Below are 22,776 nucleotides of genomic sequence, written 5' to 3' on the forward strand. Positions count from 1 at the left end.
TTCCTCCTACACGCCCAGCCCGAGCATCCGGCGATTGGCATCCCGATCGGCACCCGTTCCGGCGAAGTCGTCGAAGACCTCGTCGGTGACCCTGATGATGTGGTCACGGATGAACGCAGCACCTTCGGCAGCTCCATCTTCCTGATTCTTCAGGCAGCATTCCCATTCCAGAACCGCCCAGCCTTCGAACCCGTATTGCGCGAGTTTTGAGAAGATCGGTCGGAACGCGACCTGGCCATCTCCCAGCGAGCGGAAGCGGCCCGCCCGGTCAGTCCAGCCCCGATATCCGCCGTAGACGCCTTGTCGACCGGTGGGATTGAACTCCGCGTCCTTGACGTGAAACATCCGGATGCGCTCGTGGTAAATGTCGATGTAGTCCAGGTATTTCAGTTGTTGCAGCAGCAGGTGGCTCGGATCGTAGAGGATGTTGCAGCGCCGATGGCCTCCGACCTTTTCGAGGAACATTTCGAAGGTTTCGCCGTCATGCAGGTCTTCGCTCGGGTGAATTTCGTAGCAGAGGTCGATGCCTGATTCCTCGCAAGCGTCCAGGATTGGCAACCATCGCTTCGCCAATTCTTCGAATGCAATGTCTACGATCCCTTCCGGACGCTGAGGAAAAGGGAAAAAATAGGGCCACAGTAGCGCTCCCGAGAATGTTCCCATCGCGCTAAGCCCGAGCCTCCTCGAAGCCCTTGCCGCTAGGTTCACCTGCTGCACGGCCCACGCGCTTCGCTCGTTGGGCTTCCCGCGCAGAGCTTCTGGGGCAAAGCCGTCGCACATCGCGTCATAGGCCGGGTGCACGGCGACGAGTTGCCCAAAAAGATGGGTCGCGAGTTCCGTGATGACGATGCCACGCTCAGCGAGCATACCCTTGATGTCGTCGCAATAGGCCTGGCTTTCCGCCGCCTTTTCCACGTCGAACAGCCTCCGATCCCAAGCCGGTATTTGGACACCCTTGAAGCCGAGATTGGCGCACCAGTCGGCAATGCCCTCGAGGCTGTTGAATGGTGCGGCATCGGCACTGAATTGGGCGAGCATCAGGCCAGGCCCCTTCATCGTGTTCATATCATGGTCTCCTCGTGCACTTTGTTTGTCGATCGATAAACAATCACTTGCGCTGCCGAGTCAATCCTATTATTGGTCGCTCGCTCAAGAATAGACGAATAGATTGATTGCGAAGCAATCGGTCACGCCTTGGGAGGAAGCCGTGTCCTTGATCTATGAGCTTCACTACGGCTCGTTCGGCCATGTGAGCGTATTGGAGCTTTCGGATCCGCTAGCCGAGCACGCGCACTCGATGGCCAATCTCAGCGTCTGGCTCGAAGGGGACCCGGTCGAGCTAAGTGTAGCGTCGAAACGCGGCGGGTTCGATCAAGATTGGGCTACGCTCATCGCGCCGTTTGTATCTCATAGCGTCTCGCTACCTCAGGGAGGCCGCGCTAAGACGCTGTCATTCTATCTTGACCGGCGCTGGCTGGGGACCATTCTCGCTGGGGCCGATCCGACGAGCCGTTTTACGACGGTCGAACTGAAGCTCGACCGGACAAGCCAGGCCCTTGCCGCCGGGATTGGGCGCGACCTCGCCGGCGGTATGGAAGCACTGCTGCTCGGCTTGCTTGGCGCCGCGAAGGGCGGACGAGACAGTGCCGACGGAAGGCCCCCGCTCGATTTTCGCCTGTCAAAGGCCATCCGCTTGATGCAGGCCGATATCGCCCGCGAGCATTCGCTTAACGAGATCGCTCGCCACGCCGGGATGTCGCGGGCCCGTTTCTTTTCGATGTTCCGCGACCACATGGATCTCACACCAGGTACGTACTGGAACACCTTGCGCATCGAGCACGCTATTTCGATCATGAGACAGCAAGGAACGAACCTCACCCGGCTAGCCGGCGATCTGGGCTTCGATGCCCAAGGGAATTTTTCACGATTCTTCCGCCAGCAAACCGGCGTAGCGCCGAAGCAGTACCGCCGCGCAATGCGGCAAGCGATTTCCAGTAAGAAACGAGTGACAATCGAGACACATGCATGAAACTGCTTCGCTACGGGCCTGCCGGCGCCGAACGTCCCGGACTGCTGGATCGGGAAGGGCGAATTCGCGATCTGGGAGGAATTGTCCAGGACATCGCGGGGACGGCTCTGGCGCTGCCCTCGCTGGAGCGCATTGCCGTATTGGATCCCGAGACCCTGCCTCTCGCAGAGGGGAATCCACGTATAGGGCCATGTGAGATGTGCGGCTACTGCACGACTTGCTCGTATCGGCAGGCGACCAATTCGCTCTCCGCTATGCCGGCCTTCATGCCGTCGCCGCATGCCGCTTGGAGCGCGGTTATCGTCTTATGGGCATCGATATCAGCGCCGAGGACACCCCGATCGAGGCCGGCCTGGGCTTGGCTGTCGGTTGGAGCAAGCCAGACGATTTCATAGGGCGCCATATCGTGGAGGCCCCAGCGAGGCAAGGCGCCGCGCTCGCGCCTACTTCAGTTCTCTCTTGGCGGCGCCGATAGCGCGCCAATTCTGATCGGCAATGAGGTGATCTGGCGCGACGACGAGCGTGTCGGCACCATTATGGACTTTGGTGGGCCCGGAGGGTATTCAGAAAGCCATAAAAATCAATTGGTAAGAGATCAGTGGGACTTCAGAGCATTCAAATCTTTTCCAATGTTTTTCAATGTTGTTGTCCCACTCAGAAGTGCCTCAGTCCACCAAGCCGACGCACTGAACGCCTCACTCGGAAGGGAGGTTTGCGCAAGGCGAAAGGAAGATCGCGTCGGTGTGCAGCCTTCCTGAGAAGGGTCGCGGTAGCGCCAACTGCTGACGCTCAGCGCGAAGACATCAATGTCCTGTTATGGGGCCGTCAGAGGACCGGCCGCTTCTCGCGCCCAGAAAGCGATAGCAGACATGCAACTAGGTGGTACAAAGTCTCTAGCGTGACCCTTTCGAGACATTTGCGTGCGGCGTTTGCGTCTCGAAAGCGGTTCTTTAGTGCTACCAGCACCAACGACCGTCTGCGGTCGTTCAGAACACGGGTTACCGTCTCTAAACCGGATATTGGACCGGGCAGCCGCCGGAAATTGCGAATGGAGGTGATCGCCTGTCAGGAGGCGTTCAAAAACGACCTACGACCGCGATCTTCATCCGGCCGTTTTCATGGTGTCATTCCCGGCTATGCTGACAAGTTCTTTATGATCGGCAGCTTGCGGATCGTCTTGCCCGTCGCCGCCCGTAGCGCGTTGGCGACGGCCGGGCCGATCGGCGGCACACCCGGCTCGCCAACGCCCGTGGGCGGCTCGTCGGACGGCACAATGTGCACCTCGACGCGCGGCATCTGCTCGATCCTGAGCGGCATATAGGTGTCGTAGTTCTCTTGGTCTACGACACCGCCCGTCAGGGTCAGCTCCTCCTGGAGGATCGCGCCTAGCCCGAAGCCGATACCGCCCTCCATCTGAGCGCGGATCTGGTCAGGATTTATCGCGGTGCCGCAATCTACCGCGCAGACGACGCGGTCGACTTTGAAATCATTTCCATCGTTGAAGGTGATCTCCACCACCTCGGCGACATAGGTCGAGAGGCTTTCATGCAGGGCCACGCCGCGGAAATGGCCTTCCGGCAGAGGCTTGTCCCAGCCTGCCTTCTCAGCAGCCAATTTCAGCACGCCGGCATGCCGTGAATGGTGACCGAGCATCGACAAGCGGAAGTCGACCGGATCACGGTTCGCAGCGGCGGCGAGCTCATCAATCAGGGTTTCCATTGCGTAAGCGGTGTGGGTGGAGCCTACCGAACGCCACCACAGCACTGGGATGTTCACGTCCGTGGTGGTCAGCTCGACCTTCAGGTTCGGGATCGCATAGGGCAGGTTGGTGGCGCCCTCCACGGAGGTCGGATCGATGCCGTTCTCGATCATCGCCGCAAAGGGCGAACCGCCCGCGATCGATTGGCCCACGATGTGGTCATGGAGAGCGACGACATTGCCTTCCTTGTCGAGCCCCGCCTTGACTGCGTGCACATAGGCCGGCCGGTACCGCCCACCCCGCATGTCGTTCTCGCGGGTCCACTGCACCTTCACTGGCTTGCCGGGTCCCAGTGCACGCGCTGTGGAAACAGCTTCGATAATGAGATCTGCGTCCGAGACCGCTCGGCGGCCGAAGCTGCCGCCGGTCTTCATCACGTGCAGCCTCACCTTGTCCGGCGTGGTGCCGCCTACTTGAGCGGCAGCCGCCTGATAAAGGTCGGGCATCTGGTGTCCGCCCCAGACGTCGATGGTGCCGTCTTCGTTGATTCGGGCGGCCGCGTTGAGTGGCTCGATCGAAGCATGGACAAGATAGGGGAATTCGTAGTGCCCTTGGATGACTTTCTCAGCACTGGCCAACGCTGCGGGAGTGTTACCGTCGTCGCGCGCGGTGGCCGCGCCCGGATCGTCTGCTGCCTTAGTGTATTCGGCCATGATCTCGGCCGTGCCGCGCCTTTCGGCCTTCTCTTCGTTCCAGGTCACCTCCACGAGATCGCGGCCCTTGAGCGCCGTCCACATGTCCCTGCCGACCACGGCAATGCCGCGCGGCGTCTGGACGACATCGACAATGCCGTCGAGTGCCTTGGCCTTGGAGGCGTCGAAGCTCTCGATCTCAGCGCCGAACTTCGGCGGATGGATCATAACGGCCGTATTGAGTCCATCCATCTTGAGGTCGATCGTGTAGGTCTGCGCGCCATTGGTCTTGCCGGCGGAATCGTAGCGCTTGAGGCTGTCCGATCCGATCTGGGCCCACTTGTCGCGCGGCTTTAGCGGCACGTCGTCGGGAACCGGCATTCCCGCTGCGGCTTCAGCCAGGTCACCGAAGCGCGCCTGCATCCCTGAGGCGTGCGACACGACCCCGGAAGCCACTGTGATCTCGCCGGCTGGCACGTCCCACCGCTGCGCCGCGGCCGCCACCAGCATGGCCCGTGCGGCAGCACCCGCCTTGCGGTAGCGCTCCCACGACGAGCTCATCGACGTGGAGCCACCGGTTCCCTGCGCGGCCCCGCCCCAGGCGAGATTGCCGTAGAGCGCGGTATTGCCATATCCGCCGACCACGTGGACCTGCGCCCAGACGCCGTCGAGCTCTTCCATAACCAGGGTGGCGATGCCGAAATAGGAGCCTTGTCCCATCTCGAACTGCGACGAGTGGATGACGATTCGGTTCTCCGGTGTGATCTCGACATAGGTTTGGAAGGGGTTCGCCTGGACCGCTGCAGGCGTCGTTTGTGCGTTGGCGGGCGCGGCCATCATTAGCCGGTAGCCCACGGCGAGGCCCGCGGTGGTGACGGCCGTGCCGAGGAGGAACTGGCGGCGCGTGGGCCCCACGGCATTATGCTTCGGGAGAAACTGCAACATGCCTCAAGTCTCCAGCCGGTTGGCGGTCTCGTGGATGGCCGCGCGGATGCGATGATAGGTGGCGCAGCGGCAGAGATTGCCGCTCATCGCCGAATCAATATCATCGTCCGTCGGCTTCGGCGTCTCTGTCAGGAGGGCCACGGCCGACATGATCTGGCCAGACTGGCAATAGCCGCATTGAGGTACGTCGAACTCGGCCCACACGGCCTGGACCGTTTCGCCGATCTTGCCCGACACGCCCTCAATGGTGGTGATCGAGGCTCCTTCGATGTCGCCGACTGCGGTCTGGCACGAGCGCGTCGGCATGCCGTTAACGTGAACCGTGCAAGCGCCGCACTGGGCAAGGCCGCAACCGAATTTCGTTCCTGTGAGTCCGATGCCGTCACGGATCGCCCAGAGCAGCGGCATCTCTGGATCGACGTCGAGTGTTCGCGCCTCGCCATTGAGGGTAAAAGCGACCATGGCTTGCTCTCCTTGTCCTGAGCTGGCTATCTCGTTGCGCCTCCGCCCGGCTAGGAACCGGACTCTTCTTGCTGAGGCATAGCGACCACAGACTAGGATCGCGCAGCTCGAGCAACAAGCCGCTAGCTGGCAATCGCGAGATCGTGAAGTGGCTCGTGTCGAAAGGCTGGAGGCAACTGAATGTCATTTTTGGGCCGACCGGCCGGTCAGTTTCCGGCTCGATGACCTGGTTGGCAGTCATTCCGCTTCTAAGCCTAAACCCCAGACATGAACTGTAGCAGCATCATAAAAGACGACATCAAGCGGCGGTTTTTCGTTGCGCTGCACCGCTAGCTCGTTCGCGTGGTTCATGATCCGCTGGTTATCCGCGGATGCTGGTTCACCATAGATGCCAGAAACTTGCCACGCGCTATGCGGTTAAGGATGTGGTCGTCATTCGTAGCGAGCGAATGGCCGAAAATGAAGAAGCAATGGCTGGCGGTCTTCACATTCGCGGTGAACTGCTTGAAGCCTTGGTACAGGTAGGCATTGTGACGGATCTTCGCCTTCTTCTGGGCGCTGGTGGGCTGATGAAGGGCGGCTTAGGGTCATGATTTCCCGCTGCAATGACCGATGAGTCACAGACGCTGCATTTCGCGCTAGACCGCAACTGCGGTATTCTCGATCATACGCTCAGCCATCCTATTCGCACCTCGTTGCCGCCGTTCGCCGCACCTATCGATCGGAGGCCTTCCAGCCTCGCGATAGCCGCGCTATGTGGCTGCACACGACCTGACGACGAACAGGAGCAAGATTGGACATAGAAGCCAGCACAAGATCGCCCTCCCCCGGTCCTTGCTCGTTTTCATGAGAAAACAATCGAACTGAGTGCTGCGGGGATAGCGAGGTCGATTTGGCCCACTTCAGAGCGAAGTCGGCCATAAGCCATTGATATAATTTTGGTGGGCCCTGAGGGTGCTTGGAAAGTCAGAAATATCAAAGGCTATTCGACAGTGGGACTGTGTTGCGTTACTATGCTCTCCGGTCTTTTCCGGTTGATTTGTCCCACCCTGATGCCGATTGCGGTCATTCGCCGCTGCCTTGGTCAATTCCCGATTCCACAAGCATCCGGTCCTGAGTGGGCAGACGGCCTTCCTAGTGGTAATTAGTCAGCGACACGTTGACCGTTCTCGTCATGCGGGTGAAATCTACGTTCGACCATATACGTCGTCGAAGCGAACGATATCATCCTCGCCGAGATAATCGCCGCTCTGCACTTCAATGATCACCAGGTCAATTCTGCCTGGGTTCTCCAGCCGATGCTTATGGCCGCAGGGGATGTAGGCTGATTGGTTTGTCGCCAGGAACAACTCCTGCTCGCCATTGACGATTTTCGCGGAGCCGCTGACCACGACCCAGTGCTCCGAACGATGATAGTGCATCTGCAGGCTCAGCCGCCGACCGGGCTTCACCTCGATGCGTTTGATCTTGAAGCGCTCGCCTTCCTCAAGAACCGTGTAGGTACCCCACGGCCGGTGTACCGTGCTATGGACCAGGTGAGCTTCATGTCCTGAAGCCTTGAGGCCCTCGAACAGCTTCTTGACGTCCTGAACGCGGTCGCGGGATGCGACAAGCAAAGCGTCCGGGGAATCGACGATCACCAGATCGCTGACACCGACCGTGCCGATGACGCGCTTGTCGGAGCTCACATAGCTGCCGGTCGTGTCGACCATATGCACATCGCCGCGTATCCTGTTCCCGCTTTCGTCGGGGGCGATCAAATCGGCCATTGCGTTCCAGGATCCGATGTCGTTCCAATCCATGTCGCAGGCAACCACGGCAAGTTTGTTCGTCTTCTCCATGACAGCGTGGTCGAGCGAGATTCGCGGGGCGGAGCCGAAATGCTCAGGCGCGAGTTCGATTTTGGCAAAGCCTTCGCCTTGACTGAAGCGCCCGTTCTCGTAGCTGTCGGAGGCGGCCTGGATCACCGCGGGGCAATGCGATGCCATCTCGTCGAGCATGGTTTGTGCGCTAAAGCAGAAAATGCCGGCGTTCCAGAAGAAGCGCTTGGACGCGACATAGGCTTTGGCTGTGTCCAGATCCGGTTTTTCAACGAAACGGACGACTTTCTCACCATCCGCTTCGATATAGCCGAATGCCGTGTCCGGTCTGGTTGGGGTGATGCCCAATGTGGCGATCCGCCCGAGCTTCGCATGTTCGATGGCCCGGCACATGACGTCTAAAAATGCAGGCAGGTTGCCAACCATGTGATCGGCTGGGAAGACGCATAGAATCGCGTCAGGGCCTTGCGTTGCCTTGGCATGGATGGCGGCTGCCGCAACGGCTGCGGCCGTATCCCGGCCTTCAGGCTCGAGCAAAAAGGTGCGTGGCAGGACCACGGAATCTAGTTCGTCGAACTCGTCCTTGGTAAGGAAGAGGTGTTCCCCAGATGTCACGGCGACGAGTTCCACTACGCCCTTTATCGAACCGACGCGCAGCACAGTGTGCTGAATGAGAGAATGTCCATCTGCTACTTTAAGGAAAGGTTTGGGGTGCGATTGCCTCGAAGCGGGCCATAGCCGCGATCCGGCTCCACCGCTGATGATGACGGGAACCACTTTCATTAAACAACCTCGATTTCGTCTCTGGACGTCATTGCCCGCGCCCTTAGCGTCAGCGTCACGACCGCCGTCGCTCTAGGATGGTCTTGCGGCGCTCCGAGTAACAGCGAAGTTCTGGCGCGTTGCCGGACGGCCGCAGATGAATGATCTCGTCATTCTGTATTCGTGCCCTAAGGCCGTTGGTTTCATCGACGTCGGCAACAGTCCCGAATGGAGCCTAGAACTGCTGCAGTGTGTCCGGATCCTCAAGCCTGCGGATCAAGCTGAGCAGCTGCGGGACATTTAGCGTATGCCATGGCCCGCCTCTCGTGGATTGCGGTCGATGTCTCTATGCCTGTTCGTTCCATTTGCCGAATTGCCCAGGTAGCGGTCTTAATCAAGATGAGAGACTCTTTGGCTGCCTTCTATCAAAATCAAACGACTTGGGTCCTTCAGATCGAACTCAATTACCCGCGGTACGAAAAGGCGTGCATATCGTGTAAAGGCGCTCGTCGGAGGAAACCGAACTACAGTATCGCAGCGCCCGAGAAGATACATCTCAACGAGGGCGGAAATTGCGCCGTCCATCCCAAGTGCTGCAGTGTGTAAGGGGCCGTCTTGATCGGATCGGAAATGCTTGGGGACGGTGAGAAGATCGGGAAACTTGGCCGACAGATGATCCAGGATTTGCGCGCTGTCCGTGCACAAGAACAGCCGCACAGGCTTGGGGTGCGGCAACGCTTTAGCCTTATCAACCGCAGTGCACACTTGTCGAACGGCGAACTCCGGATCGGCCCAGTAGGGCGCATGGTCCATGATGTCTTCACCGTTACCATGTCGAACATGAACCCCGATGATGCTGTGCCCCTCAAAACATTCTTGGTAAATGGCATCTATGCGTGTTTGAATTTCAGACCGAGGCTTGACACTCTGGAAGACCTGCCGCTCGGCATCCTCATCGCAGCGCCACATCAAGCAAGCGTCACACACTACTGTGTTCGCTTCGACATCGTGTTCGGCCTGAAAGAGCTCGCCCAACTCGTCGCGCTCTTGGAAAATCTGCTCATCTGGGCGGTAAAGGCAGTCGATCGCTGGCCTATTCCACCACTCCGGGAAGAATGGACCCGGGAAGGAAAAGTCGTTGATCCGGTCGTCGCAAATAGCCGGTACGCCAGCGATGTCATTGATCGGTTGGAAGAACACCGGAAAGGCATTTGTGAAGGGTTGGTCGAGATAGCAGGACCCGCGCCAGTCGACGGCTAGCGTTCGTCCCGACCGCTGAGCGTAGCGCCAAGCGGCCGCCAGCGACCACAGACAATCACCGAACCCCGTACGCCTCTGAGAGACGACGAACCTGCGCTTTACCAATCCACTGACCTGCATTTTCGGAAATCTCGTTTCAGAGACGAGGTTGCATCTGACTTGGGATCTCTTAATCGATACTAGTCGACCGTTACGCCGGGCGATTTGGTAGAGGCTGCGCGTGGGAAGAGCTCCTCAGCACTGCCTATCCTTATCTCTGTGACGCTCGCAAATCTTGACGCCGGGTACACTCGCTTCCGGTTTAAATTCAGCGTTCTCTAATGCGCCCGGCGACATGTGTAAAATTGATTGCGTGAATGTGGCCCATCCATGTGATGGATACTAAGGCGTTCCTTGACCATGAGCCTCTGCTGACGTGGGGCCGCGCTTGCTAAGCGAAACAGCCGGTCGAGGCAGTCCACAAAGTCCCTTTTTCAAGTCCAATTCTTAACTGCCTCAACGTAACATGTCATTTGCGGGCGTTTCCTGAAGGACGGATGTGCAGGACCCGCCAGCCGTCGAATGTCAGGCGCAGGCCATCCACGTCATTTATGGCCATCATGGCGTCCGGTCCCATCGAAAGATGCGACACGGCGCCCTCTGACGCTTTCAAGTGCGCCAACATGGCGCAACTCCTGCCGGATAGCTTTCGAGCCGGCTGGACTGAGCGACTGGCACGCGATGCTGTGCGACGATGGCCGGGAGAGGAATTTTGGCGTCTGCAGCCATGTGGAGGATCGTTCCGACGGTTCTGCGGGTTCTCGGTGTCAGAGCGGACACCTGTGCGAACCCGCTCTCGTCCGTTTTCGACAGGCCCTTGAGGTTCATGACCCTGTTGTTCGCCGAGATCACCCGCCAGTTCAGCGATCCAGGTGAAGATCGGCACGCCTGTCGATGCGGCGATCATCGCCTCGGCCAGCGAAGATGATGAAGAGGGCCATTGGGTCAAGTACAAGCGCCGACCAGCGTTTCATTGCTTCAAAGCCCATTTCGGTGCCTACGCCGATACGGCCCTTGTCGAGGAGATCGCCGTCACGGCGCCCACACCGAGGTCGGCAACGCCGTTCCTGATGCTCTGCCCGACAATCCCGGCGAAGTGTTTGCCGACAGCGCCTACCGAGGCAATCATCTCGGCGACGCGGTGCGCGCCAAGGGTGGAAGGCCGCGCATCGTCGCAACCGCTATGTGGGGGCGCGACGAGGCCGAAAGCTCGACGCCTGGAACCAACCGATCCACAGAATTTGTACTCGGATCGAGAAGATCTTCGGCACCTGTAGCCGGATGCGATGGCGAGGGCTGGCAAAGGCGGCCGTTCAAATTCGCCGCACTGCGATCGCCTACAGTATGAATCACAGTTTGATGGTCGCCTCGTCCCGCCCATCGTTGAAGCCCAGCCACCGTTTTCGGGCTAGCGCGCCCGAAATTCCTTGGAGGTCAATACGTAATGCCCTACCCGGCTTTTCGCCGCCGTCTCAGATGTGCGGTTCGCCCAAGCCCCCGACTGCCACGAACTTTGTCTTCGCGCGGAGCGAAACCTCGCGCCCACGACTTTGTGCCGCCGATGGTGCCGCGCTGCCCTGTCAAACAATCCATTTTATGGATGCACCTCATCCAAACAATCGATTTCACTGATCAAAACAATTTCCATTAGAAGACGCTGAAGCAGGCAAAGATTACTTGGTCAGCGCAAAAGAGGGATGGTGGAGTTCTAGTGTGGGTTGGACCCACATGCTCGCCATTTTATCTGGGAACTGCTACGTGCCCTGTTGGCGCAGGGCAATACGATTCCACTGGCCACCCACTTCGTGGAAGAAGCGGAGCGGCTGGGCAACCGACTGTGCGTGCTTGAGAACGGATGTAGAATCCCAGAAGGGCGTCCTAACTCGCTGATTGATGAGCAAATCGGGTGCGACGTGATTGAAATCTATGTCGCTCACCCCGTGAGCTGAGTTCGGCACTCAGGCCGCATGTGCGACTTAGGCAGGTTAGCGGCGAGACTCTGTTTTGCTATGCCTCGAAGCAGGAGCAGGTGTGCTCGCTGGCTGACACTGTCAATGACGAACTCCGCGCCGCATCTGTCGAAATCCTACCATAGGGTATGAGGCGGGCCGCCGGTGTGGCGAGCCAGATTCGAAACTTCAACTACCATAGAGCAGGAAGAAAATGGGCGAGAACAGGAAAGTTGCTCTGGTTACGGGCATAACGGGACAGGATGGTGCCTATCTCACGCGTCTTCTGCTGGAAAAAGGCTACGTCGTTCATGGGATTAAGCGACGTTCCTCTTCCTTCAACACGGGTCGCATCGAAGACATCTACCAAGACCCGCACGATCCCGATCCGCGCCTAATTTTGCATTACGGTGACCTCACTGATGCGACTAATCTCATCCGAGTAGTTCAGGAATCCCAGCCAGACGAGATTTACAACTTGGCCGCTCAGAGCCATGTCCAGGTGTCGTTCGAAACGCCGGAATACACAGCAAACGCCGACGGTATCGGAACATTGCGACTTCTTGAGGCGATCCGCCTTCTCGGTCTGAAGGACAAGACCCGCTTCTATCAGGCCTCGACTTCAGAGCTCTACGGCCTCGTGCAATCCGTACCGCAGAACGAAACAACGCCCTTTTATCCGCGCAGCCCTTACGCCGCCGCCAAGCTCTACGCCTACTGGATCGTGGTCAACTATCGCGAGGCCTATGGTATCCATGCTTCCAACGGCATTCTCTTCAATCATGAAAGCCCACTGCGCGGCGAAACTTTTGTGACGCGCAAGATCACCCGCGCCGCCGCTGCTATCTACCTCGGCAAGCAGGACAAGCTTTATCTCGGCAATCTCGATGCTCAACGCGATTGGGGCCATGCGCGTGAGTACGTGCGTGGTATGTGGATGATGATGCAGCAGGATCAACCGGATGATTACGTGCTGGCGACGGGCAAGACGACCCCTGTCCGCCAATTCGTCGAATGGGTTTTCAAAGATGTCGGCGTCGAGCTCGAATGGCGTGGTGAGGGAGTCGACGAAAAGGGCTATGATGTCGAGACCGGCAGATGCCTAGTCCAGGTAGACCCACGCTACTTCCGCCCCACGGAAGTCGATCTTCTCCTGGGCGATGCCACCAAGGCGAAGGAGAAGCTCGGCTGGGTGCATGAGACATCCGTGCGCGAGCTCGCCGCGGAAATGGTGCGGGAAGACCTCAAGGTCATGCAGACATCGGTAATCATGAAGGAAGCATAATGTACGATCTGAAGGGAAAAGCCGTGTGGGTCGCGGGCCACAAGCATGGTGGGCAGCGCTGTTGTAGGCCGCCTCGCGTCTGAAGACTGCAAAGTTATGGCCGCCCTGACGTTTCCCCCAAATTTTATCCAGTCTTGAGTTCGTTTCCGCGGGTGGATTTGCCCTGATGGCCAGTGGACGCGACGGGTGCTGGCGCGGAGCGTTTCACGTTGCGCAGCGCGAGCGACCGTCGCGGGTTGAAGGTCGATGCACATTCGTTGGGTGTCTGCCATCCGATGTGCGAGTGCGGACGCGCGCCGTTGTAATCGGCGCGCCATACATTGAGCCTCGCGCGGGCCTGGGCCAGGGACGTGAACCGCGTCTCGTTGAGGAGTTCATCGCGAAGGGGGCCGTTGAAGCTCTCGCGTTAGGGTCCTAGCCAACCTCCGACTGTGAACTCGCGGAAGCGATTTACGGCAAGCGCACACAGCAGCTCGTCCACGGCGTTCGTACATGAAGTTTGGAAACTAATAATACTGGTACACACCTCCATGGGGGAACATTATCTCCAATATCTCAGCGATTACCGGATAGCTATCTGCCTTCACCTACCTCGGCCTAGTGCAGAATCTTGGCCGAATGAACTCGGCGCTCTTGCTGCACACCAATGGTCCGTCCCGCGCGAAGTGCGATCATACCGCCGCAGCTTACCTTCAAATCCGGCACTGGCGAGGATCTAGATCCAAGCCGACGGCGCCGGGGATCAAATAAAAAGCCGCCGACCGAAGCCAGCGGGCTTGATTGGGATGGCCCGCGCGGACGGTCAAGGCTGCGCCGGCCGACCATGGCGGAGGGACCACCTTGGTCAACGGCACGGCCCGATGACGGCGTGCCGATGTACCACAACATGCGGCGAGATAGAGCCTTCCGGCGTCGCGGAAAAAAAGCCCGCCGGTTTTGAGCCAGCGGGCAAGTTCTGGAGTGGCTGAGATCAACCCAGCATCAGTCAACGACCGGCGGAAGAGTTGGTTGCAGTGGATGCCAGCTAGCCGCAGCATGCTGTGAATCGTAGCAATGTGAAAAACAAAACTCTGGACTTCTAGGTCGGACTCGCCCCAATATTTGTTTGGGGGAATTCACATGAAAATTGGAGCGCTCATCGCAAGTGCAGCCCTGTGCGTCAGCGGCTGCTCTACGAGCACTGTCGTGTCGGACAGCGATCTCACGGCAATGAATACCGTTGCGCTATGTCACGTTCTCGCCAGCAGCACGGACGAACAGTATCGTAGTCGGGTAGCGGCCCTTCTAGTGCGCAGGCGCGCAACAGCAGAGAAGTGCACCAGGCTTGTGAAAACCGACAATGCTGTCGCGACAGGAATAGCGGTCGCGGCTGTCGGCGGCGCAGCTGTGGGTGTCGCTGCCAACAACGGCTATGGAGGCGGAACATATTACCGGCCACCGCCACCACAAATCTATGGCGTCGCGTGGGACCAATTCTATGGCCAGAACTACAACGTTATCTGGCGCTGCCGCGACCGGTCCACCGGGCGGTTCGTTGACGATTACTATTGCGCCGGCCTGCCCATGGTCGACAGCGCATGGCCGGGCTGGTCGGCGTAGCGGATGAGCAGGCCATACCGCAAATATCGATCCAATCGGTGGCAGAGACCCACCGGTGCCAAGCTGTGGCGGCGCCAACTTGCGAGCGTGCCGGCAATGCTCAGTCTTACGGCAGCGGCGGCAGTGGCTGCCTTCCTGGCGCCGTCGGGCGCGCAACGCAGCGACGATGCATCAAAGGCCAGCCCACGAAGGGCGGCGCCCGCCTTGCTTACCGGTGTCGCATCCGTCATTGACGGCGATACGATCGAAATCCACGGCCAGGGCGTCCGCTTCAACGGCATCGACGCGCCAGAGAGCCGACAGCTGTGCCGCGATGCGAATGGCGCCGAGTATCCTTGCGGCCGGCGATCGGCCGAAGCGCTGGACACTTTCCTGGCCGCGTCGAGGCCGCTCGAATGCACATTCGTGACGTGGGATCGCTACCACCGCTTTGTCGGCGATTGTCGGCGCGCCGACGGCGCGGGCGTGGCCGCCTGGATGGTCCAGCACGGCCAGGCGCTGGATTGGCCTCACTACAGCCAGGGCGCCTATGCGGGGCAGCAGGCGCAAGCCCAAGCCTCAAAGATCAGCCTGTGGGCCGGGACGTTTCAGGCACCCTGGGAATGGCGCGCTGCGCACGCCGACGGCGCGGCGCCGTCGAGCCGCCCACTGGGCATCATCAGCCGTAAGCTGGTCGCGCAGAGCGGCTATTCTTGCGAGCCGCGGAGAACGTGCAAGCAGATCGGTTCCTGCGACGAAGCCAACTGGTACCTGCAAAACTGCTCATGGGGCGGAAAACTCGATCGCGACAAGGATGGGATCCCATGCGAAACACTCTGCTAGCTGAAATGCGCGCTACGGCCTGTTCGGCTTTCCGCTTACACCGATCTAACGAAGACCATGCATGGGCGGCACGGTCTGCTAACCCCATTTTTTGACGAGGTATTCTATATCTGAAGGGCAGAAAAAGTTATTGCGACAATAGAGAGAAGACGCCTTAACTAAGACTTTCAAAACCGTTAAGTGTATGCTGCCAGGCGATCAAGGCGTGATGTCGCCCTGTCGGGGGGGGCGAGTAAAATGCAGACTGTGATGAGTCAAAAGCTGGCAAGCTATGGCCAGTGGACCTACCGTGGTGCCTGGGCCCTAGAGATTGCGGCCGCAGCGATTGGTCTTACGACAGGTGTAGCATTAGGCGTACAAGCGTTTTCTGCAAGCGAGTCTGTCACTGCAATGGATTTGACGCTCGCCAGTGCACCCTTTCTCATGGTGGCAATCGCGGAGCTCACCAAGATACCGATAGCTACACTGCTTTTCAGCGCGTCTTGGCTCTGGAAGCCCATAATCTTGGTCTTCCTCCTGGTTCTTGCAGGCATCACTTTCGAAACTGTCTTTATGGGGATGGAGAGGGCAGGCGCATTGCGTCAGCTGCGTTATGAGGAGCTCGTAAACAAGATTGATGCCCTTGAGCAGGAAGCGACAAAGCTCGCCTCTGCTGACGAACTTGGTCGAAGAGCCGATCAGGTCGATCAAGCCCGTTCCGAAATTGAGCAGCTGACTTCTCTTGCGGAAAAATCGCGTGCGACCTTTCAGTCGCAAATTGCCGAGGCCAATGCGGAATTGGAGGGAACGACAGCCCTTACCCCAGAAGCCTCGCGTGTTCGCGATCAAGTGGAGGAGAAAAACGCGGTTCGATCGGCGCTGATTCAACAGCGTGATCGCGAAGTTAAAGAGGCTGTCGATCAGTTTGAGCGCCAACGCGACAGCTTTGTTGAACGTATCAAGATGGCGCGCGATTCAGGGGACAGCGACTCGGCACGCAGGCTAGAATCGGAAGTGGCTAAACTTGCCAACCCCCGCACGAAAATTATCACCAAGTTCGACACTCAGATTGACCCGCTCGATCAAGAGATTGCTGCGCTGCGCGAAAATTTCGATCGTTTGCGGGCAAATAGCCCTCCTATGACTACTGACCAGAGGCAGAAGCTTGTCGATAGGCGTTCGTCTCTGGAGCAAACGCGCGATAGTGATGCCGCGGCTTGGCAGCGTCGATTGGATGAAGCGGGCAAACGGCTCGCAGATGCCCAGGCGGCAGAAGCCAACAAGGCAAACACCTCGGCGCAAAACCAGGTCAGACAGGACCAGATTGCCAAAGCCCTCAGCGCCTTGGCCAAGGAGCGGATCCCAATGGCGCGGACAGATCAGGTCCGCCGTATTGCCTCACGGTGGTACGGCAGCAAACCTGAACTGGTGACTGAGGCACAGGCCGGAATAATCTCTGTGATTTGGTTCGGCTCGCTCGCGCTCATTGCCGCGCTCGCGGGACCAATTACGGCAATGGTCGCTCTAGCGCTCCAGCGCATTGCCGCCCGAGAAGAGGACAATTCAGACAGCAAGACTTCCAGGCTGCTCCGCAGAATGCTTCTGAGTTGGCGGTGGCGCCGAATTCGAACGATTAAGGTACCAGTCGAAGTTATGGTCGAGAAAGAGGTTGAGAAGCGGGTTGAGGTGCCTGTGGAAAAGGTGGTCAAAGAGATCCTCTATGTTCCGCTCTTCACCGATGATCCCGAAGTCCTTCGCAAGGCCCTCGACCAGGATTTGCCGCCTGAGGTCTCAGACCTCGTGACGGTATCAATGAAGGGTCGCAAAAGTGCTCGTCCGGCATAACACCACCCTGCTCGAGCAAGCCGTCGATCTCGCCGTCAAAAGGTCAGCGATTCCAACCTTGCAGGCTCAAGCCGCGGCCCAAGAGAAGACAGCCCGGGCGACCGCCTTTCGCCGAATGGCGACTGGCGGAGCCATTGCAGTGGCGGCGGTCGGGATTGGGCTAGGCATGAATCTTGGTCTATGGGACAAAACCTTGCCGGAGCCGGCGGCTTTGCCGACCATAGAGCAGCCAAGCGATCTCACCTCCCCAAAAGATGAGCCGCCTATTCCTGTTCCAACTCCAAAGCCAACTCAGGAGCAGGCGCCTCAGGCTGACGTCCCTACCAAGCCTGACGTGGTGACCGTCGACTTCAACAAGTTCGCCACCAAGAACGTCGAGTTCCAAGGCACCACTTGGGAGTTAATCACAGGTCACCACTTCAAGGATGAGAACGACCAAACCTGGGACCGAGCGTGGTGTTACTCTCGGCGGAGTGTGAACGGCGTAGACGTAAATGTATCATTGGCAGCTCGTTCTGCCCCGACAGCGCCACCAGCCGGGCCTGGCGCTGGTGCTCAGACGCTTCAGTTGGTCGGCCTTAATGATTCATCCGCCGTCGATCTTGCAACAAGATGCGCGTGGCTGGATGGTCGCACATTTGCGTCTTCAGACATCATTCCTGACTCGTCACGAGAGCAGGCCGCAACTGTCCCCGCAGAAACTCCTGCGACAGAGGTCGATCCAGATAGTGGATTTGTTGTCGTGTCCGGGTGGGACGCGATCGGAAACGACCTGCCGGATATGCCAATTAGGAACGTGAGTTCTGAGCAGTGTCAAACCGCCTGCGACACCGACTTCAGGTGTCTAGCAGTTACTTATAACACAAAATTTCGAGCTTGTTTCATGAAAGGGGACGCATCGCTACTGGTCAAAAGCGAAGAGTCGATCATGGCCGCAAAAAAAGTGGTCGAGAGCAATTTGCGCTACTCGAATTTGGTGTTCGCCACAAAAACGGAAATTTCTGGCAACGCCTATTGGACCTCTCCGCTCCGATATCCAGACTGCATACTGCAATGTGCAAACGACAAATCCTGCTTAGGGTTCAATTTCCGCAAAAAAGAAAGTGCGTGTGTCCTTTTCAACAGCATAACCCAATCCGCTGATAACGCAGCGGTCGCATCTGGCATCAAGAGCGTCGCTAACTAAAGTTGAAGGAAGAACCTATCCTCAAGGAGCGATTGAAACCAAGCTGCTTGTCAAAGAGAGTGGCTAGCAAAATTCCACGATAACCTTTGGGTTAGCGGCAGGAATGTTCTTCGACGAAGCTCCAGCAGAATGCAAAGTGGAGCCAACTGAGGCATCTCAGAGAAAGAATTGTCGTCGGCGCATTGCGGGACCGTCTGACTTAATGTCAAAAATGGGGCCGGTACCCGACCGACTGCTTCTGGGTGTCGAGGATCGAATAGCTGTCGGACGCGCGGACCTCTTTTATCTGCGGGTTCCGACTCCGTAGCGGACTTTGGTACATCAAATTCACAAACACCGCTCTCGGGCTTTGCTGATGTTGAGAATGTCTGCCTGAGGCAACGCAGCTAAGGTCAGCGGGAGAGCTGGGTTCTCAGGACCGCTGAGCTCCCGGAATCAAAAGGCTGGTACCTCGTAAAGCGAAAAACCCGCCGGCAGCGGGGCTGCCTTCCAATCCATAGCAATGGCTACCCGTTTGGGCTGGACGACCGGCCGCCCGTTCACACACCCCGCAGGCTGGTCGGTCGGAACCATCGAGATCGAGCCAAGCGGTAAGGCCCCAAAGCACTACGGGCCCGACACCTACCGCTTCGGCGCGGCGCTGACGCGGGAACCAGGCTCCACGCAGACTAATGGAGCACAGGTTATATCGGTTTGAACATGCTTTCAGCGGCATCGGAGTTAAGGCGCGCCCAGAACTCCATCGCGTACCTGTCCGTCATGCCGGCGACGAAGTCGCAGACCTCACGTGCTTTGACGCTTACATTAGGCGCTTTCCGAATGCGGCCCCGGACATCGGCGGGCATCAACAAGTCACCCCGGTCTCCCATCAGGGCCTTGAAGATGTCGGTGACGAGGTCGTAGCCCCGGTATTCACCAAGCTTCACGCGCGGCGCATAGATCGCAGCCACAAATGTGTACTGCTTCAACACCTCCTTGCGGAGCATGAGCTTCTCCGGAAGGTATACCTGGCTGAGCGATGGGCACTCTTTGTGGGCTTTGAGTTCGGCCCCCGAGATGAACTGGTGTACGAGCTCCGATGAGAATTCTGTCCTCTTGTAGCCGTCCTCGCTCATGACCTTGGAGGTGCGGTACGCCTCGGCGAATGTCAGCAGGCTCTCGTCGCGCTTCGCTTGTTGGGCGATGTCGTCTTCTATCACGATGCCGTCGAGCGGCGAATCCGCATCCTCCGCCGGCTGCTCTATTATCTCGGAGAATATCTCCATGAAGACAGCCTGTATCTCATTGATGGTCACCGTCCGCTTCATCGGCTTCGAGGCCCTTTTCGCTACCGCGCTGAGCAAAGCGTCGTCCGAGGCCAGCATCTCCGCAGGGGACAGGAACCCGACTTTGAAGCAGTCCTCGAGGTCGTAGACCGAGTAGGCGATGTCGTCCGCCAGATCCATGATGCTGCATTCGATCGTGCAGAATTTCTCCTCAGGACCGAGGACGTAGCCGTTGAGCGCCGATGCCTTGACCCGGTCGACGATAATTTTCTCCGAGCCGTAGTAGCCTTTGACAAAACCGTCCGCCGCCTTCCGGATGGCGGGTATCTCGTTGTCGTACTTCAGAGTGGCCGCGATGGTCCGATGGCAGAGATTGAGCCCTGCCCTATCGTCCCCCGCCAAAGGTTCGGCGTACCGCAACTTCTTCTCAAGGCGCGTCAGGATTCTGAGGGTCTGCGCGTTCCCCTCGAAGCCGCCGTAGCGTTGCATTGCCTTATCGAGCGCGCTCTCGCCGTTGTGGCCGAACGGCGGGTGACCGATGTCGTGCACGAGCCCGGCGGTCGCGCAAAGCCTTGGATCGATCTTGCCGCCGAGATCCTTGTCGTAGTCGTAGTTGATGCGCTCGGCGATTCCCTGAGCGATCTGCGCCACTTCCAGAGAGTGGGTGAGCCGGTTGCGGAAGAAGTCCGACTCCCTGCTTGGGAAGACCTGGGTCTTGCCCTGTTGCCGGCGGAAGCTTGCGGAATGGATTATCCGCCCGTAATCTCGGCCGAACTCGTCGCGCCACTTTTTGTCGTGGCCGTCCTTCTCGGGGACTACTTCTCGGCTGCGGTCCGCATCGGTGTACATGGTCTAGGCCGGCTGATTAACGTGGCCGTGCTGCTGTCCATCTTTGGCATCATCCTGCGCCTTCTTCTCCTGCGCACGCTGCTCGGCCAGGATCCGTACCGTCTCCCGCAGAGTGCTCAGTTCCCGCTTCGCCTCCTGCCTTGCGTGCACGACAGCCTGGAAGTTTGCCATTCTATCTCTCCTGCTTGTTTGTCGACCCAACGTTGGACCCTGGATGTTCTCATTATGTTCTATTTCGACGGCCTTGGCTATGCATCGTCCGCCCGAATCATGCGCGTAGGTACCCCGGCCTTTCGTGCGACGTCGGCTATGTGGCTCGTCAGACCGACTTCGCCCCGCAGCAGGAGCCCGTGCCCGATCGGAAGCGACTGTACCCGCAGCCGCAACGATTCGAGACCCTCCGACACGTCGAATACTGCCCATCCGTCCGCCTCGCCCGGAACGATGATCGAGCCGGCCGAACGGCTAGCGCCACGGTGAAGTTGCATGACCCAGACCTGCTCGCCGTCGAACGCCCACTCGAAGCGTACGTCGCCCAGCGCGGCGACGAGGCGGGCGTGCGTGGCCTTGACGGTCGCCACCACTATATCCGGAAGGGCCATCGGCGGCGTAGTGCCCTGCATGAAGTCCTCGCCGGTGCCGCGGGCGCCTTCAACATAGAGGATGCGGTCCGCACCCTGCACCGCTGCGCCCGACCAGACGGCCGGCACGGCCTCCTGGGCCAGCACGGATACGATCGCGCTGCCGTCGGGATCCTCCCTCGACAGTAGGGAGAAGGGGTCCAACCATCCTCGCGAGGTGGTGAACTTGCCCGGTACCTGTTCCACCGGACACGTCCTGGTCCAAATCTCCTTGGACCCGGTCGGCGTGCCGAAAGCAAATGGGGCCAAGCGCCGGCCAATTACCGTGCTCCGTGGAACCGGAAAACCAGCCAGGTGCGCGACGAGCAGGCCGAACGCTTTGTCGCCCATCATCCGGGAGAAATCGTTGGGCCACCGAACGTCCACCCGATTGCCGGGCAGGGTTTCGTGGGCACCAAACTCCCAATAGAGAACGTGCGACTGCCGGTAACCCCGCGGTGCGGGGTGGAGGCTGAACTCGAGGCGGGCCGCCTCGCCATGGGCGAGCTCGGGCCCGAATCCAAAGACGGTTTGGAAGGCGGCGTTGGCCCACGGGGCAGGGAGGGAGGCAAAACCTTCCCTCTCGACGCCACGGGGCGTCGCGTCGGGACGGAACTCCACGACATCATCGAGGATCACGCCGGAGACGCCGCCATCGGACACGTCGATGGTCTCATTAACTATGGCGAAGCTTCCGTCCGCCGCGAAACGGGCCAGGGCGGTCAGAACGGCCTCAGAGTCCTGCAGCGCATAGAGGAACTCGCGGCTCTGCGAAGACGCTTCGCTGAAGGTGCGAATGTTGACCGTTCCTTCCCCGCTCCGTTCGAACAGCGCCTGCACGGCTTCCGAGGCGGTGGCGAATTGGTGGTTGGCCGGCAATCCGGCCAGCCGGCAGTATTCCTGCCGGGGTCCCGAGGGCGACGGCGAGAAGCTCACGAACTGGGCGACGTTGAACCTCTCGGCCAGTCGGTCCAGCGTGGCGTCCTTGCGGAAGTCAGGCGGGGCGAGGTGAGACAGGTTTCCGGAATGGATCATCGGCGCTTGGGATCCAACATGGTCATCAGGTCTCGCTGCTCATTGGTTTTACACTTGGGACGGTAAACACTCCCTTTGCAAGCGACAAATCGACCGCAGCTTTTTGCACAAGCAAAAGACGGTACTGCGACAGCCTGGCACTTGCGGCACCGGGCCACGGATCGCGTGCCTGACGATTCTCGCCGCCGAATCCCTTTCGCGCCCTCTCTATCATACGAGAGCCGAAAGGTTGTTAAGAATATGCAGAATATGCATTCGATGCTCCTCCGGCGCGTTGCGCAGGCGGCTCATGGCCTCCTCCAACTCCGAACCGGACGCAGTTGCCGTGCTGTCCGCCTTCACGAGCCAGTCAGCGAGGTCGGCCTCGAGCCCGGCGGAAGGCGGCACCTTGCGCGAAAGAACCTTGCTCACATGCCCTTGGGTGACGCGGCAGAACTCTGCCAACTCGCGCTGTCGAGTGCGAGTGCTCCTTAGGACGGCGTTCACGGTATCGATGATATCCGTCGATTGCATTGACCTGTGTTTCACGAAATGAATATAATGCATAATTCTTCGGGACAATTTATGCAACACGTCATCTCCCTCCACAACGGCACACCCGTGAGACGCTTCCTGCCCGATCCTGCGGAGTCCG

At 59.0% G+C, this 22,776-nt stretch carries 20 protein-coding genes and 2 pseudogenes; 10 read left to right on the forward strand and 12 right to left on the reverse strand.

Going from position 1 to position 22,776, the window contains the following annotated elements; all coding sequences use genetic code 11:
- Positions 1-6: 6 nt before the first annotated feature.
- Positions 7-1,065, reverse strand: coding sequence for a sugar phosphate isomerase/epimerase family protein (locus tag NKH43_RS03360; protein WP_352856591.1), 1,059 nt, complete (start codon positions 1,063-1,065; stop codon positions 7-9).
- Between the two features lie 148 nt (positions 1,066-1,213).
- Here NKH43_RS03360 and NKH43_RS03365 point away from each other — a divergent pair, with 148 nt between their 5' ends.
- Together NKH43_RS03365 and NKH43_RS03370 are read left to right on the forward strand one after the other, a co-directional pair.
- Positions 1,214-2,029, forward strand: coding sequence for a helix-turn-helix transcriptional regulator (locus tag NKH43_RS03365; protein WP_352856593.1), 816 nt, complete (start codon positions 1,214-1,216; stop codon positions 2,027-2,029).
- Between the two features lie 199 nt (positions 2,030-2,228).
- Positions 2,229-2,504, forward strand: a complete 276-nt coding sequence (locus NKH43_RS03370; RefSeq protein WP_352856595.1) for a hypothetical protein — start codon at positions 2,229-2,231, stop codon at positions 2,502-2,504.
- A gap of 659 nt (positions 2,505-3,163) precedes the next feature.
- Here NKH43_RS03370 and NKH43_RS03375 read toward each other — a convergent pair.
- The 4 genes from NKH43_RS03375 to NKH43_RS03390 all read right to left on the reverse strand — a co-directional run bounded on the left by NKH43_RS03375 (position 3,164) and on the right by NKH43_RS03390 (position 8,430).
- A complete protein-coding gene (locus NKH43_RS03375; protein WP_352856597.1) occupies positions 3,164-5,365 on the reverse strand; it encodes a xanthine dehydrogenase family protein molybdopterin-binding subunit in 2,202 nt (733 codons plus the stop codon).
- Between the two features lie 3 nt (positions 5,366-5,368).
- Positions 5,369-5,827 (reverse strand): (2Fe-2S)-binding protein, encoded by a 459-nt coding sequence (locus tag NKH43_RS03380; protein ID WP_352467057.1) that lies wholly within the window; start codon positions 5,825-5,827, stop codon positions 5,369-5,371.
- Between the two features lie 347 nt (positions 5,828-6,174).
- Positions 6,175-6,366 carry a hypothetical protein gene (locus NKH43_RS03385; RefSeq protein WP_352517228.1) on the reverse strand — a complete coding sequence of 64 codons (192 nt, stop codon included), beginning with the start codon at positions 6,364-6,366 and terminating at the stop codon, positions 6,175-6,177.
- 648 nt (positions 6,367-7,014) lie between these two features.
- The gene (locus tag NKH43_RS03390) at positions 7,015-8,430 is read right to left on the reverse strand and encodes a mannose-1-phosphate guanylyltransferase/mannose-6-phosphate isomerase (protein ID WP_352479100.1); all 1,416 of its coding nucleotides are present in this window, start codon (positions 8,428-8,430) and stop codon (positions 7,015-7,017) included.
- 136 nt (positions 8,431-8,566) lie between these two features.
- Between NKH43_RS03390 and NKH43_RS03395 the strand changes: the two genes are divergently transcribed.
- Positions 8,567-8,713, forward strand: coding sequence for a hypothetical protein (locus NKH43_RS03395; protein WP_352856599.1), 147 nt, complete (start codon positions 8,567-8,569; stop codon positions 8,711-8,713).
- Between the two features lie 86 nt (positions 8,714-8,799).
- Here the strand turns inward: NKH43_RS03395 and NKH43_RS03400 are convergent, their stop codons facing one another.
- Positions 8,800-9,789, reverse strand: a complete 990-nt coding sequence (locus tag NKH43_RS03400; protein WP_352517223.1) for a nodulation protein NodZ — start codon at positions 9,787-9,789, stop codon at positions 8,800-8,802.
- A gap of 388 nt (positions 9,790-10,177) precedes the next feature.
- Positions 10,178-10,333 (reverse strand): hypothetical protein, encoded by a 156-nt coding sequence (locus NKH43_RS03405; protein WP_352483792.1) that lies wholly within the window; start codon positions 10,331-10,333, stop codon positions 10,178-10,180.
- 247 nt (positions 10,334-10,580) lie between these two features.
- Between NKH43_RS03405 and NKH43_RS03410 the strand changes: the two genes are divergently transcribed.
- From NKH43_RS03410 to gmd, 3 genes and pseudogenes are all read left to right on the forward strand, one after another.
- Positions 10,581-10,985, forward strand: a complete 405-nt coding sequence (locus NKH43_RS03410) for a hypothetical protein (RefSeq protein ID WP_352856602.1) — start codon at positions 10,581-10,583, stop codon at positions 10,983-10,985.
- 438 nt (positions 10,986-11,423) lie between these two features.
- A pseudogene (locus tag NKH43_RS03415) lies at positions 11,424-11,740 on the forward strand (nodulation factor ABC transporter ATP-binding protein NodI); the annotation flags it as partial.
- A gap of 131 nt (positions 11,741-11,871) precedes the next feature.
- Positions 11,872-12,942 carry a GDP-mannose 4,6-dehydratase gene (gene gmd / locus NKH43_RS03420; RefSeq protein WP_352479096.1) on the forward strand — a complete coding sequence of 357 codons (1,071 nt, stop codon included), beginning with the start codon at positions 11,872-11,874 and terminating at the stop codon, positions 12,940-12,942.
- A gap of 124 nt (positions 12,943-13,066) precedes the next feature.
- On the opposite strand, the pseudogene NKH43_RS03425 reads toward gmd, so the two are convergent.
- Positions 13,067-13,345: pseudogene (locus NKH43_RS03425) on the reverse strand (integrase core domain-containing protein); the annotation flags it as partial.
- 923 nt (positions 13,346-14,268) lie between these two features.
- Here NKH43_RS03425 and NKH43_RS03430 point away from each other — a divergent pair.
- The 4 genes from NKH43_RS03430 to NKH43_RS03445 all read left to right on the forward strand — a co-directional run bounded on the left by NKH43_RS03430 (position 14,269) and on the right by NKH43_RS03445 (position 18,373).
- Positions 14,269-14,541, forward strand: coding sequence for a hypothetical protein (locus tag NKH43_RS03430; RefSeq protein WP_352797380.1), 273 nt, complete (start codon positions 14,269-14,271; stop codon positions 14,539-14,541).
- A 123-nt stretch (positions 14,542-14,664) separates the two neighbouring features.
- Positions 14,665-15,363, forward strand: a complete 699-nt coding sequence (locus NKH43_RS03435) for an excalibur calcium-binding domain-containing protein (protein WP_352856604.1) — start codon at positions 14,665-14,667, stop codon at positions 15,361-15,363.
- A gap of 237 nt (positions 15,364-15,600) precedes the next feature.
- Positions 15,601-17,187: a hypothetical protein gene (locus tag NKH43_RS03440; RefSeq protein ID WP_352797376.1), complete on the forward strand. Its 1,587-nt coding sequence runs from the start codon at positions 15,601-15,603 to the stop codon at positions 17,185-17,187.
- A complete protein-coding gene (locus NKH43_RS03445; RefSeq protein ID WP_352797374.1) occupies positions 17,171-18,373 on the forward strand; it encodes a PAN domain-containing protein in 1,203 nt (400 codons plus the stop codon). Before NKH43_RS03440 ends, NKH43_RS03445 begins: the two co-directional genes overlap by 17 nt.
- A 683-nt stretch (positions 18,374-19,056) precedes the next feature.
- Here the strand turns inward: NKH43_RS03445 and NKH43_RS03450 are convergent.
- The 4 genes from NKH43_RS03450 to NKH43_RS03465 all read right to left on the reverse strand — a co-directional run bounded on the left by NKH43_RS03450 (position 19,057) and on the right by NKH43_RS03465 (position 22,688).
- Positions 19,057-20,487, reverse strand: coding sequence for a deoxyguanosinetriphosphate triphosphohydrolase family protein (locus NKH43_RS03450; protein ID WP_027026485.1), 1,431 nt, complete (start codon positions 20,485-20,487; stop codon positions 19,057-19,059).
- A 3-nt stretch (positions 20,488-20,490) separates the two neighbouring features.
- Positions 20,491-20,658, reverse strand: a complete 168-nt coding sequence (locus NKH43_RS03455) for a hypothetical protein (protein WP_155914955.1) — start codon at positions 20,656-20,658, stop codon at positions 20,491-20,493.
- A gap of 77 nt (positions 20,659-20,735) precedes the next feature.
- On the reverse strand, positions 20,736-22,142 hold the full coding sequence (locus NKH43_RS03460) for a hypothetical protein (RefSeq protein ID WP_352797371.1): 1,407 nt from the start codon (positions 22,140-22,142) through the stop codon (positions 20,736-20,738).
- 210 nt (positions 22,143-22,352) lie between these two features.
- A complete protein-coding gene (locus tag NKH43_RS03465; protein ID WP_352856607.1) occupies positions 22,353-22,688 on the reverse strand; it encodes a hypothetical protein in 336 nt (111 codons plus the stop codon).
- Positions 22,689-22,776: the final 88 nt, after the last annotated feature.

Source organism: Mesorhizobium sp. M1163, assembly GCF_040318415.1.
GTDB lineage: Bacteria > Pseudomonadota > Alphaproteobacteria > Rhizobiales > Rhizobiaceae > Mesorhizobium.